This window comes from Allosphingosinicella sp., assembly GCF_036403745.1.
Taxonomy (GTDB): Bacteria; Pseudomonadota; Alphaproteobacteria; order Sphingomonadales; family Sphingomonadaceae; genus Allosphingosinicella.
Window position 1 is genome coordinate 85,615 of the sequence record NZ_DASWQI010000028.1, and the last position, 12,623, is coordinate 98,237.

General features: G+C 68.6%; 12 protein-coding genes and 2 tRNA genes. 9 read left to right on the forward strand and 5 right to left on the reverse strand.

Features of this window, described 5'->3' with window-relative positions; translation table 11 throughout:
- Positions 1 to 1,329 (reverse strand): methyltransferase family protein, encoded by a 1,329-nt coding sequence (locus tag VGC56_RS03490; protein WP_464123315.1) that lies wholly within the window; start codon positions 1,327 to 1,329, stop codon positions 1 to 3.
- A gap of 167 nt (positions 1,330 to 1,496) precedes the next feature.
- Here VGC56_RS03490 and VGC56_RS03495 point away from each other — a divergent pair, with 167 nt between their 5' ends.
- From VGC56_RS03495 to VGC56_RS03505, 3 genes are all read left to right on the forward strand, one after another.
- A complete protein-coding gene (locus tag VGC56_RS03495; protein WP_464123316.1) occupies positions 1,497 to 2,138 on the forward strand; it encodes a PilZ domain-containing protein in 642 nt (213 codons plus the stop codon).
- Between the two features lie 67 nt (positions 2,139 to 2,205).
- Complete coding sequence (gene dacB / locus VGC56_RS03500; protein WP_464123317.1) at positions 2,206 to 3,651, forward strand: D-alanyl-D-alanine carboxypeptidase/D-alanyl-D-alanine endopeptidase; 1,446 nt, start codon at positions 2,206 to 2,208, stop codon at positions 3,649 to 3,651.
- Between the two features lie 111 nt (positions 3,652 to 3,762).
- Positions 3,763 to 6,846, forward strand: coding sequence for a TonB-dependent receptor domain-containing protein (locus VGC56_RS03505; RefSeq protein WP_464123318.1), 3,084 nt, complete (start codon positions 3,763 to 3,765; stop codon positions 6,844 to 6,846).
- A 13-nt stretch (positions 6,847 to 6,859) separates the two neighbouring features.
- Here the strand turns inward: VGC56_RS03505 and VGC56_RS03510 are convergent, their stop codons facing one another.
- The 3 genes from VGC56_RS03510 to VGC56_RS03520 all read right to left on the reverse strand — a co-directional run bounded on the left by VGC56_RS03510 (position 6,860) and on the right by VGC56_RS03520 (position 7,420).
- Positions 6,860 to 7,093 carry a hypothetical protein gene (locus VGC56_RS03510; protein WP_464123319.1) on the reverse strand — a complete coding sequence of 78 codons (234 nt, stop codon included), beginning with the start codon at positions 7,091 to 7,093 and terminating at the stop codon, positions 6,860 to 6,862.
- 148 nt (positions 7,094 to 7,241) lie between these two features.
- Positions 7,242 to 7,315, reverse strand: a tRNA-Gly gene (locus VGC56_RS03515).
- Positions 7,316 to 7,333: 18 nt separating this feature from the next.
- A tRNA-Tyr gene (locus VGC56_RS03520) sits at positions 7,334 to 7,420 on the reverse strand.
- A 100-nt stretch (positions 7,421 to 7,520) separates the two neighbouring features.
- Here VGC56_RS03520 and VGC56_RS03525 point away from each other — a divergent pair.
- The gene (locus VGC56_RS03525; protein ID WP_464123320.1) at positions 7,521 to 8,276 is read left to right on the forward strand and encodes a TrmH family RNA methyltransferase; all 756 of its coding nucleotides are present in this window, start codon (positions 7,521 to 7,523) and stop codon (positions 8,274 to 8,276) included.
- Between the two features lie 4 nt (positions 8,277 to 8,280).
- Positions 8,281 to 8,925, forward strand: coding sequence for a hypothetical protein (locus VGC56_RS03530; RefSeq protein ID WP_464123321.1), 645 nt, complete (start codon positions 8,281 to 8,283; stop codon positions 8,923 to 8,925).
- Between the two features lie 165 nt (positions 8,926 to 9,090).
- On the opposite strand, the gene VGC56_RS03535 is transcribed toward VGC56_RS03530, so the two are convergent.
- Positions 9,091 to 9,408, reverse strand: coding sequence for a 2Fe-2S iron-sulfur cluster-binding protein (locus VGC56_RS03535; protein ID WP_464123322.1), 318 nt, complete (start codon positions 9,406 to 9,408; stop codon positions 9,091 to 9,093).
- A gap of 74 nt (positions 9,409 to 9,482) precedes the next feature.
- Here VGC56_RS03535 and VGC56_RS03540 point away from each other — a divergent pair, with 74 nt between their 5' ends.
- Genes VGC56_RS03540 through VGC56_RS03555 form a run of 4 tightly spaced genes read left to right on the forward strand, consistent with a single transcriptional unit; the run spans position 9,483 to position 12,583 of the window.
- Positions 9,483 to 10,112: a DNA-3-methyladenine glycosylase family protein gene (locus tag VGC56_RS03540; RefSeq protein ID WP_464123323.1), complete on the forward strand. Its 630-nt coding sequence runs from the start codon at positions 9,483 to 9,485 to the stop codon at positions 10,110 to 10,112.
- Positions 10,102 to 10,833 (forward strand): hypothetical protein, encoded by a 732-nt coding sequence (locus VGC56_RS03545; protein WP_464123324.1) that lies wholly within the window; start codon positions 10,102 to 10,104, stop codon positions 10,831 to 10,833. The genes VGC56_RS03540 and VGC56_RS03545 overlap by 11 nt, the downstream gene beginning before the upstream one ends.
- A 10-nt stretch (positions 10,834 to 10,843) precedes the next feature.
- Positions 10,844 to 11,860, forward strand: coding sequence for a YncE family protein (locus VGC56_RS03550; protein WP_464123325.1), 1,017 nt, complete (start codon positions 10,844 to 10,846; stop codon positions 11,858 to 11,860).
- Between the two features lie 51 nt (positions 11,861 to 11,911).
- The gene (locus VGC56_RS03555; protein ID WP_464123326.1) at positions 11,912 to 12,583 is read left to right on the forward strand and encodes a glutathione S-transferase family protein; all 672 of its coding nucleotides are present in this window, start codon (positions 11,912 to 11,914) and stop codon (positions 12,581 to 12,583) included.
- Positions 12,584 to 12,623: the final 40 nt, after the last annotated feature.

The window sequence follows — 12,623 nt, forward strand, 5'->3', positions numbered from 1 at the left end:
TCACTCGGCGGGCAGCGGCAGCGGCGCGGGGCGCCTGCGCGCCAGGCGCCAGAGGCGGTTGAGCGCGCGGGTGATGGGCGCATGCTCGGCGGCCCAGGCGGCATATTCGCGGTAGGCTGGGTCGGCCATCAAGTGCCGTTCCTCGGTCCGCGCGCGCCAGTAATAGACGCCGTTCACCATCCCCAGGATGAAGGTGTTGCGGACCATGTCCGTGACGTTCCCGGTCGTCGCGAAGAACGGCAGGGTGGCCAGCCACCAGAAGCTGTTCTTCGAGAGGTAGGCGGGGTGCTTGGTCCAGCTATAAGGGCCGTGGGTGACGATGCCGCGGTGGGTGAGGTTCGAGAAGCGCGGCCCGAACGCCACCGTCGCCCAGGCGTAGATGGCGGTCAGCGCAACGAGCAGCACCGCCCAGATGCCGAGCAGCACCGGATGCCCCTCTAGCCAGTGCGCCCAGCCGTCCTCGCCAAAATTGGCGAAGCGGTAGTTGAGCGGTCCGCCGCCGCTCATCATCACAAACGGCGGATAGCAGATCAGCGCCGCCATCCAGCCCGCCGCATAAGGATTGGCCGAGCGGATGTGGGCGTCGAGCGGCTTCATCGTGAAGACGTAGCCGACCGTGGCGATGGTCGTGTCGACCATGAACATGGTGACGATCAGCCACTGGGTCATGGACACCACATTCGTGCCGATCTGCGCCGCCGTCGGCGTCACCACGCCAAACCAATTGCCCGGCACGATCGCAACCATGAAGGCGAGGAAGAAGGCCTTGATCGCCCAGCAGCGGACATGGTCGTAGACCGGCTCGCGGTCGAACGGCCGTCCGAGCAGCATCTGGCCGAAATGCCAGGCCCCGTCCCGCGGCTCCTTCAGGCGCCGGTCGATCCACGCCAGGTAGGGGATGGAGACGAGTAGCAAAGGCGCGGCGGCGAGCCCGAACATCTTCATCGAGAAGAGATACGGGTCCGACCAATACCAGCGGCCCATGCAGTAGAGAAAGGCGATCGCCGCCCACGTTGCCCACAATCCGGTGAGCTTGACCAGAGTGACGTCGAGGCTCTGCGCCAGCGGCCGCGGCGGCGAGGCCCAATCGATGCCGTTGGTCGGGCTCAGATGCACCTTGTCGACGAGGATTGACCAGAGCAGCATCGGCACGCCGCACGCCACCACCGCGCATAGCGACGCGTGCGGCCCCGAAAATTCATATTGGCGGGCGATCAGCACCCAAGCAATGAGGCCGAGGACGCCGACCGCGCCGACGCCGCCGCTCACCGCAGAGCGAGGCCGGACATAGGCCGCAACCGGCCGTGCGATCTTCAACTCTGCGTTCATGGAGGCCGTTGGTAACCGGGAATGGTAAGCAAGCCGTGAACGGTTTTGGCCCCCCGTGCCGGGTTTCACGCAAGCGCCCGTAAGAACTTCTTAAACCTCTCGCCTGCTATGGTTTTTAGGTCCGTGGGGGATCTTCTGACCGGGCTTCAGGGGACAGGCGGGGTAAGATGCTGGCGAACGAGTTTCACGACGAGACGATCTTCTCCTTTTCGGAGCGCGCGCCGCAGCCGCCGGCGGCCGAGCGCCGCAACCAGCCGCGGCACCTCACCATCCTGCGCGTCGGCGCGCTCATCGGCCGCGAGGGCCGCGAACTCTGCCTCATCCGCAACATCTCCGCCGGCGGCCTCATGGCCCATGTCTATTCCCATCATGCGACGGGCGAGGCGGTCTCGATCGAGCTCAAGACCAATCACCAGGTGCCGGGCACGGTGATCTGGGCGGAGGGGTCCAATATCGGCGTCCAGTTCGACGCCCCGATCGACGTCTCCGAGATGCTGTCCAGCCAGGCGGTGCTGGAGAATGGCTGGCGGCCGCGGCTGCCCCGCGTCGAGGTCGACCGGCTCGCGACCTTGCGCTGCGGCGCCTGCGTCTACGGCGTCAACACGCGCGACATTTCGCAGGGGGGTGTCAAGATCGAGACCGACGAGCCCGTCGAGATCGACCGCCAGATCGTGCTGACGCTGGACAAGTTCCGGCCGGTGCACGGCGTCGTGCGGTGGTGCGCGAACGGGCTGGCGGGCATCTCGTTCAACCAGCTCATCCCGTTCAGCGAACTGATGGCGTGGCTGCGCGGCGAGGCCACGCACTAGGGCAGCGGCCAAGGGACGCTGGAGAGAGGCCTAGGCGGAATGCCGGCACGCCCCTAGAACCCGCTCCATGATCAGGGGGTACAGAGGCTGGGCGATGCTACCGGCGCTTGTCGCGCTGGTGTGCGAGGTGCCGGCGCAGGCGCAGGCGCCCACGCTCCAGTCACGGGTCGAGGCGAAACTCGCCGAGGCGGGGCCGGGGACACGCTTCGGCCTCGTCGTCGCCACGGACGACGGCCGCGAGCTCGTTGCGATCTCCCCGGAAGGCCGCTTCGTTCCCGCCTCCACGACCAAGATGTTTACCATCGCGGCCGTTTTCGCCGATCTTCCCGGGATCGAACAACCCGACGCGAACGGCGGAGCGAGCGTCCTGCTCGAACGCCACGGCGCCGCGGCGCAGGACGTCGTGCTCGAAGGCCATGGCGATGCCCGGCTGTCGAGTGCGCCCGGCTGCGCCGAGGATTGCCTCGCCGCCCTTGCCGACGCGGTCGCGGCGAAGGTGCGGGAGGTCGGCAACGTGATCGGCGACGACACGGCCTTTCCAGACCAGAGGTGGAGCCAGGGGATGAGCTGGAACAACATCCCCACGGCCTCGGGGACGGCCGCTTCGGCGTTGACCCTCGACGACAACGAGCTGCCGCTCCTGGTGACGCCTTCCGCACCCGGACAGCGGCCGACGGTGGCGCTCGCGCCCTATTTCATCCTGCGCAACGAAGCGGTCACCGGCCCGGCCGGCGGAGTCAGCGATCTCGACGTCGAACGGCTGCCGCTCAGCCGCGATCTTCGCCTCACCGGCACGATCGCGGCGGGCGCCAAGCCGCAGCGCATCCGCCTCGGCATCGACGATCCCGCCGACTTCGCCGCATGGCGCCTCAAGGCTCTGCTGGAGGCGCGGGGGGTGCGCGTGACGGGCGCGGTGCTGGCGCGGCACCGTCCAGCGGGGGCCGCACCGCCGACGTCGTCGCACGGCGAGCTCCTCGCCCGGCTGACGCCGCCGCCGCTCCACGCCGACCTCACCCAAACCGCGAAGGTCAGCCAGAACCTCCATGCCGAGCTGTTCCTGCGGAGGCTGGCGCGCCTCGGCGGCGGCGGCGGCTCCGTCGCCGAGGGCGTCAAGGCGGTGCGGGTCCTGCTCGACCAAGCCGGCGTGCCGCAACGGCAGGCGGAGTTTTCCGACGGCGCCGGCATGTCGACCTACAACCGCCTCTCCCCGCGCGGCGCGGTGACCTTTCTGCGCTGGGCATCGCATCAGCCCTGGGGCAGCGCCTGGCGCGAAGCCTTCCCGGTCGGCGGCGTCGACGGCACCCTCGCACGGCGGTTCCACGGCGGGCCGCTCCAGGGGCGGCTGTTCGCCAAGACGGGATCGCTGAACCAGACGTCCGCGCTGGTCGGCTATTTGGTGGCGAAGAGCGGGCGCACCCTCGCCTTTGCGGCGTTCGCCAACGACATCCCTGAGGGCGCCGGCGCGGTGAAGGCGATCGATGCCGCGCTGGAGCTCGTTGCCGCCGAGAATTGATCCTTGTCACAAAACTGTGGGCGGCTTTGCAAAAGCCTCTGGCGCCGCGGGCATTTTTATGTCCCATATGCGCCACTCCGCCGGGGCGGCGGACCTCAATGGGGGATTATGATGGCTCACTCGACGCGCCTGCGGCGGATTCTCGTTTCCGGAACCGCGCTCACGGCCCTGGTTTCGCTGGCCGGCGGCGCCTCGGCTCAGACCGTTCCGCAACCGCAGGACACCAGGGAAGCGGCGACGCCGACCGGTGCCGAGACGCCGAAGACGGATGCGGACCTTACCGCCGACCGCCAGGAGCCTGCGGAGCAGGGCAATGCGATCATCGTCACCGGCTCCCGCATCAAGCAGGATCCGAACAACAGCGCCCTGCCGCTCCAGATCATCACCACCCGCGACCTCTCGCGTGAGGGCATCGTCAATCCCGAGCAGTTGATCTCCTATCTCACCGACAACGGCAACGGCGCCGACAACCTCTCGTCCAACTCGGATGTCGTCAGCGGCGCGGCGCGCGGCACCAACGGCCTCTCCGCCGCGAACCTGCGCGGCCAGGGCAGCGCCTCGACCCTCATCCTCCTGAACGGCCGCCGCGTCGCCGCCCACGGCCTGCAGGGCTCGGCCGTCGACGTGAACCAGATCCCGTTCGCCGCCATCGACCGCGTCGAGGTGCTGAAGGACGGCGCCTCGGCGATCTACGGCACCGACGCCGTCGGCGGCGTCATCAACTTCATCACCAAGACGAACTTCACCGGCATCGATCTCGCCGCCTTCAACGACATCACCCAGGAAGGCGATGCGCCGATCCGCCGCCTTTCGGCCACCGTCGGCTACGGCAAGCTCGAAAAGCAGGGCTTCAACATCATGGCCGCGGTCAGCAAGAGCTGGAACGGCGCCCTGTTCGGCAACGACCGCGACTTCGTGAACGGCAACCAGCCCAATCGCGGCCTGTCGATCGACACCCGCGGCACGCCGATCGGCACCGCCTTCCCGATCAACCCCTCGGCCGCCGGCATCGGCATCATCCAGAACGGCACCCTGCTCGGCGGCACCACCGGCACGACCTCGCTGGTCGGCAAGCCGGGCTTCCTCATCCCCGGCACGACGACGGCGCCGACCGGCGGCGTCAACGTCCTGCGCCTCCCCGGCGGCGCGGGCTGCGCCTCGGTCGACGGCGGCATGGATTACGACGCCGCGCTCTGGGCGACCCCGACGGCGGGCCTCGCCTGTTCGTGGGACACGGGCCGCGCGACGACGATCCAGCAGCCGCTCGAGACGCTCACTTATTACGGCCGCGCCACGGCGCGGTTCGGCGGCCACGAAATCTACGCCGAAGTGACCGGCTCCGACGCCAAGTCCGCCAAGATCTTCTCGGCGAACCAGTATAGCGCGAACAACACCAGCCTGCCGATCGCCTATCCGTTGAACGCGCTCACCGCGCCAACCTACAACGCGGTCTACGCCAGCATCGTCTCGGTGCTGCCCGCGGTCGCCGCCAATTACGGCAAGCCGATCACCTACCGCTGGCGCTGCACCGAATGCGGCGGCCGCGAATATGACACCGACAGCAAGACCTTCCGCGCCACGATCGGTATCGACGGGCCGCTGTGGGACGGCTGGGATTACCGCGCCGGCGCGAGCTACGCCAACAGCAGCGCCAGTTCCGTGCTCGGCGGCGGCTATCAATATACCGGCGTGTTCCGCAATGCGCAGGAAGTCGCCTACGCCAAGGCCCACGGCATTCCGAATGCGGTGATCGGCGGCGTCGATCCGCGCGCGCCCACCGCGCCCGGCGCCAGCGCCCCCGGCATCGTCGGCCTGCTCAACAGCGGCATCCTCAACCCCTTCGCGCTGACCCAGACGCCGGAGGCCATTGCGGGGCTCGAGGCGGTCTCCGCCCGCGGCGTCAAACTCTACGGTGGCAAATATGAGACGCGGCAGTTCGACGCTTCCGTCTCGGGAAGCCTGTTCCGGCTCCCCGGCGGCATGGCGAAGATCGCCGCCGGCGTCGATTACCGCCGCGAAAGCTATCATTTCGAAGGCTCGCCTTATGGCGACGGCACCCAACCCGACATCTTCAACGCCGCCTTCGACAACGCCAACGCCCTGAGCACCCTCAACCGCACCGTCAAGGCGGCGTATGCCGAGGCTCTGTTCCCGATCGTCAAGCAGCTCGAAATTTCAGTCGCGGGCCGCGTCGATGATTATACCGGCTTCGGCAGGACCACCAATCCGAAGGTCTCCGCGCGGTTCAGGCCGGTCGATCAGGTGATGTTCCGGGCGTCCTACAACACGGCGTTCCGCGTCCCGACCTTCAACCAGATCTATAACGGCGTGCTGCAATCGCCGAACCCGGGCAACACCTTGGTCGATCCGACCACCTGCCCGTCCGGCGTCGTCTCGGCGACCAACCCGGGCTGCCAGGCGATCACGCCGGACACGCTCGGTGGCGGCAACACCGCGCTGGGGCCGGAAACGGCGAAGGAATATAGCGTCGGCGTCGTCTTCCAGCCGACGTCGCGGCTCAGCCTCACCGCCGACTTCTGGTCGATCGCCGTCGACAACACGATCGGCACGATCACGCTCCAGCAGCTGCTCGCCAACATCAACGCCTTCGGCAGCCGCATCACCCGCACCAACGGCGTGATCACCCTCGTCGATCTCACGACGGGCAATTTCGGGTCGCGCCGGACGCAGGGCATCGACTTCACCGGCCGCGCCAGCTTCCCGGTGATGGGCGGCAATTTGCTCGCCGGCTTCGACGCCACCTGGCTGCTCGTGAAGCGCGAGAAGCTGCTGCCGAACCTGCCGTACAGCAACCTTCGGGGCGTGTTCTCCCTCGCCGGCGATCTCGGCCTCAAGTGGAAGCACAACGCCTTCATCAGCTATACAAAGGACGGCTTCGGAGCGACTTTCTCGCAGATCTACCGCGACGGCTATACGAACCAGGCGCTGCCGGGCAGCGCGACCCGGCCAGAGTTCAACCCGCGGGTGAAGCCCTACATCATCTACAATGCGTCGATTTCGCAGACCTTCGCCAACCGCTTCACCATCGTCGGCGGCGTGAAGAACATCTTCAACACCGATCCGCCGTTCGCGATCACCTACGATTCGAACACCGGCTCGGGCAGCTCGTGGGAACCCCGCGTCGCCGATCCGCGCGGACGTTCCTTCACGGTCTCTGCGGAAGTGAAGTTCTAGACGACAGCGTGCGTCAGGCGGGGGTCAGTCCCCGCCTGCCGAACACCCGCCCCGGCGGAAGGGCGGCGCGCTCTTTGAGCGTCAGCGGCGGCTGGCGCCGCTCGAGGCCGTTACGCTCGAGGTCGGCCGCAAGCCGCTCCAGCGCCGTCGCCTTCATCGCCAGGGGCAGGCCGACGTCGGGCGCATAGTCGCGCGCCAGGATCCGCAAATCCGCCGCCTTTTCCCGCAATGAAGCCGCGTTCGTCATCGTTCGCCCCGTCGCGCCCAAGCGGCGCAGGACCAGCGGCTACGTCCCCTGCGGGCGCCCGTCCAGCCGCCGTTTCCCCGCGCCTCGAAACGGGACTCGCAGGCGCGACCGGTTAACGGCGCGGTAACGATGCGAAGGGAGGAAAGGCTGGAGCGGGTAGCGGGGATCGAACCCGCATCACAAGCTTGGAAGGCTAGTGCTCTACCATTGAGCTATACCCGCCTAGCCCGAGGGGCGCCGTGGTGGACAGGGCTGGATTCGAACCAGCGTAGGGCCATGCCCGGCAGATTTACAGTCTGCTGCCTTTAACCACTCGGCCACCTGTCCAGCGGCGCCCCTTCGGGAAGGGCGCTCCATTGGCGAATGGGCGGCGGGCTGTCAACGCCGCGCGCTTGCCAGCGGGCGGCGGCGCGGCCATGGAGCCGCCATGCGACGCAAGGCACGCCAGGCGACCAAGGCCGAGAACCGCCCCCGCTTCTGGGGCCGCCACGCCGTCGCCGCGGCCCTCGCCAACCCGGAGCGGGACATCGCCCGGATCTGGGTGACGCGGGAGGCGGCGCCCGACTTCGACCTGCCGTCCGACGTCCCCACCAGCTTCGCCGACGCCGCCGACCTCGGCCGGCTGGTGCCGAAGGACGCGCCGCACCAGGGCATCGTCGCCGAGGTCGAGCGATTGGACGACATCCTCCTCGCCGACGTGCTCGACCAAGCGGAGGACGGCCGCCCCCTCCTCATCCTCGACCAGGTCACCGATCCGCACAATGTCGGCGCCATCCTGCGCTCCGCCGCCGCCTTCGACGCGCTCGCCCTCGTCACCCAGGACCGCCACGCGCCGCCCGAGTCCGGCGCCCTCGCCAAGGCTGCGAGCGGCGCGCTGGAGACGGTGCCGTGGGTGCGGGTGGTGAACCTCGCCCGCGCCCTCGACGATATCGCCGCCGCCGGCTTCTGGCGCATCGGCCTTGCCGGCGAGGCGGAGATGAGCCTTGCCGAGGCGCTCGGCCCGGCGCGCGTCGCACTGGTTCTCGGCGCCGAGGGCGAAGGCATGCGCCACAACACGGCCCAGCATTGCGACGCCCTCGCCCGCCTGCCGATCGGCGCGCGCATGGAGAGCCTCAACGTTTCCAATGCCGCCGCAATTGCTCTATACGCCGCCGTAACGTCCGGGGGGACGCGCGGGGGGTAAGCATATGGCGAGAGCACGGATCGCACTGGCGCTGGCGGCGGCGTTTCTCTTGGCCTCCTGCCTGCTCAGCCCCGGCCGCTTCGTCTCCACCCTGGACATCCGCAAGGACCGCAGCTTCACCTTCACCTATGTGGGCGAGGTGATCGTCAACGACCCCCAGTTCACGGACGGCAAGGATACGAAGGACGCGAAGACGGCAAAGCCCGCGCCGCTCACCGTCGAAGCCATCCAGCGCCGCAAGGAGGTCGCCGAGGCGCTGTCGAAGGAGCAGGGCTACCGCTCGGTGGAATATCTCGGCGGCGACAAGTTCAAGGTGGATTACGCGCTGAGCGGCACCCTCGACCGCAGCTTCGTCTACCCGGTGAACCTGGATGCGACTGCCATCATCCCCTGGATCGTCGCGGAAGTCCGGAAGGACGGCAGCGTGCGCATCAAGGCGCCCGGCTTTGGCGACATGAAGCAAGGTATGCCGGACGCCGGCACCGATAAGGGCACCGCCGGACGCGAGGGGTCCTTCACCCTCACCACCGACGCGAACCGCGTGATGCAGAATAACGAGGACGGCGCCGCCGCCGGCCCGCCGGCGCGGGTCGTCTGGAAGGTTACGCCGACGACGAGCACCACGCCCACGGCGGTGATCAGGTTCTAGCTTCTGCCTCCCCGAGCGGAACGCTTGGGGAGGGGGACCACCCGCAGGGTGGTGGAGGGGTATGTGCGAGGCGCCTTGGCTCGTCCGCGGGAAGCGTGAACCCAGTGAATACCCCTCCACCAGGCTTCGCCTGGTCCCCCTCCCCATCTTCGATGGGGAGGCAGCCTAGTCCTCCGGTGCGATCCGGACTTTCAGCCCGTCCAGCTCCGGTCCGAACTCGATCTGGCAGGACAGCCGGCTGTTGGCTTGGCGGTGGCTGGAGCTGTCGAGGAGGTCGTCCTCGTCGCCGTCCATCGGCTTCAGCGTCGCCACCCATTCCGGATCGACATGGACGTGGCAGGTCGCACAGCTGCAGCAGCCGCCGCACAAGGCGAGCAGCTCGTCGAAGCCGGCGTCGCGGATATTCTCCATCACCGACCAGCCGGCCTTGCCCTCGACGATCTTCTCGCTGCCGTCGCGGCCGGTGATGATGAGCTGTGCCATGCGCGTTGGATGTCCGTCGGAAAGGGAGGTGCCCGGCCCTATGCGAGGGCGCGGCCGCATGGCAAGGAGCGCCGATGGGAATACAGCCCGACGACCTCAAGGCCTCGCTCGACGCGCTCGCGGCGCGCGACACGGCGATCGCCGCCGCCCTCGCCCGCGCCGGCTATCCCGCCCCGCGGATCAGTGAGCGCGGCTACCAGACCTTGCTGCGCGCCATCGTCGGCCAGCAGGTCAGCGTCGCCGCCGCCGCCTCGATGTGGGCCAAGCTTACCGCCTTGGTCGGCGATCCGCCCGCCCCGCAGGCGCTGATCGACGCCAGCGACGAGACGCTGCGCGCCGCCGGCCTGTCGCGGATGAAGGCGGCCTACGCGCGAAGCCTCGCCGAGGAAGTGCTCTCCGGCCGCCTCGATTTCGACGCTTTGCCACAGGACGACGAGGAGGCGATCGCCCACCTCACTGCGGTCAAGGGCATCGGCCGGTGGACGGCGGAAATCTATCTGCTGTTCGCGGAGGGCCGGCCCGACATCTGGCCGGCCGGCGACCTCGCCGTGCAGATCGAGAGCGGCGTCATCATGGGCCTCCCCGGGCGGCCGACCGAGAAGAAGCTCCGCGAGATGTCGGAGGCGTGGCGACCCCACCGCGGCGCCTTTGCGATCTTCACCTGGCACCACAGGCGGGCTACCCCCCTCGTCGATGCGCAATAAACTGCTCGCACTCCCGCTGCTCGCCCTCGCCGCGCCGGCCGCGGCGGGGCCGCCTTATGTCAGCGACGACCCGGAGCCGACCGACTACAAGCATTGGGAGATCTACCTCTTCGCCACGGGCGGCGGCCGCCAGGGCGAGACGGCCGCGGACGCGGGGATCGACCTCAATTACGGCGCCGCCAAGGACCTTCAGCTCACCGCCGTGCTGCCCGTCAGCTACGACCGCGCCGGCGGCACCACCCGCTTCGGCACGGGCGACATCGAGCTCGCCGCCAAGTACAAATTCCTCCACCAGAAGAAGGGGAGCTGGCTCCCCGACGTCGCCTTCTTCCCGCGCGCCTTCGTGCCGACCGCCGCAAGCGGCCTCGGCAGCGGCCGGCTCCAGATCCTGCTGCCGCTCTGGGCGCAAAAGGATTTCGGCCCCTGGGCGCTGTTCGGCGGCGGCGGCTACCAGGTCAATCCCGGCGCCGGGAACCGCGATTACTGGCTGACCGGGATCGGCCTCACCCGCGCGGTCACCAAAAAGCTGACGCTCGGCGCCGAAATCTACCATCACGGGCCGGACGCGACAGATGGCAAAGCGTTCACTGGCGTCAACGCCGGCCTCAGCTACAAGATCAAAGGCCCCTATTCCTTCCTGCTGTCCGTGGGCCCGGGCCTGCAGCATCGGCGGGAGGAAGGGCGCTACGCCGTCTACACGGCGCTGAAGCTCGATTTGTAAGGAGACGAGGATGCGTAAGACCCTGCTCATTGCGGCCGCGACCGCCCTGCTCGCAACGGCCGCCGCCGCCCTGCCGGTGTCGACGCCGCAAGTGGCCGAACGCATCTCCGTTCCCGACGGCGGCTGGGACCTCCTCTCGGTCGACCAGGACGCGCGGCGGGTCCTTATCGCCCGCACCGACGGAGTCACCGCCATCGATCTCGCCGACGGCAAGGTAACGCCGCAGCTCGTCCCCGGATCGCGGCTCCACGCGGTCGTTCCGATCCCCCATACCGGCCTCGCCCTCGCCACCGCCGGCGGCACCAACAGCGCCATCCTGTTTGACGTCCGCACCGGCAAGGTCCGCGCCGAGATCAAGACCGGCGCCAACCCCGACGCCGCCATCTACGAGCCCGCCTCGCGGACCGTGTGGGTGATGAACGCCAAGGACGGTTCCATTACCATCCTCGATCCCCGCGCCGCCAAGGCGGTGGGGACCATCGCCGTCGGCGGCGGCCTGGAACTTCCCGCCCTCGACGGCCACGGCCATTTGTTCGTCAACGTCGAGGACAAGAACGAGATCGTCGAGATCGCCATCGCCACCCGCAAAGTGATGAAGCACATCCCTCTCCCCGGCTGCGACGGCCCCACCGGTCTCGCTTACGCCGGCGACGGCGTGCTCATCTCCGCCTGCGGCAACGGCGTCGCCAAGCTGGTCCGCGCGGCGGACGCCAAGCTGGTCGGCGACATCGCCATCGGCCCGCGGCCGGACGGCGCCTTCGTCGATGCGGGCCGCCGCCGCGCCTACATCCCGTCGGGAGGCGACGGGACCCTCGCCATAATCGACACGTCCGGACCGCTGCCGCGCAAGGTCGCGACGGTCGAGACCCAGCGCGGCGCCCGCACCGGCGCCGTCGACCTCGACTCCGGCCGCGTCTACCTCCCCGCCGCCCGCTACGACGCGGCCACGGCAGGACAGCGGCCGAAGATGGTGCCGGGCTCCGTCCAGATCCTCGTCGTCCAGCCGGGCAACAGAATAAGCGGCTGAGCCTCGCGCCCGGTGTGGACGCGCCGCCGCTCCCCCCGCTAAGGCGAGGGCATGTGGCAGCTCTACCAATTCCCCTTGTGCCCCTTCTCCCGGAAGGTGCGTCTGATGCTGGCCGAGAAGGGGATCGCCCACGAGCTGGTGCGCGAATCGCCCTGGCTGCGGCGCGACGAGTTCGCCGACCTCAATCCCGCCGGCAAGACGCCGGTGCTGGTCGAGGAATCGCGCGGCATCGTCCTCATCGATTCGGGCGCGATCTGCGAATATTTCGAGGAGACGGTCGACAAGGCGCCGATGATTCCCGGCACCGCGCCCAACCGCGCCGAGATCCGCCGCCTCGTCGCCTGGTTCGACGAGGACTTTCACGGCGACGTGGTGAAGCCGCTGACCGAGGAGCGGATGACCAAGCGCCTCGTCGCCCGCGACGCGCCCGATACGCGGGTGCTGCGCGAGGCGATGCGCACGGCCAACGCGCATATCGACTATTTCGACTATCTCCTCGATCACCGCCGCTGGCTCGCCGGCCCGGTGCTGAGCCTCGCCGACCTCGCCCTGGCCGCGCAGCTCTCGGTCGCCGACTATCTCGGCGGCATCGACTGGCGCGGCCACAAGCAGACCGCCGACTGGTACGCGGTGATGAAGTCGCGGCCAAGCTTCCGCCCGCTGCTCACCGAGCGGATGGAGGTGATCGTTCCTCCCGCCCATTACGACAAGGTGGATTTCTAGAAACTTGTGCCTCCCCATCGATAGATGGGGAGGGGGACCA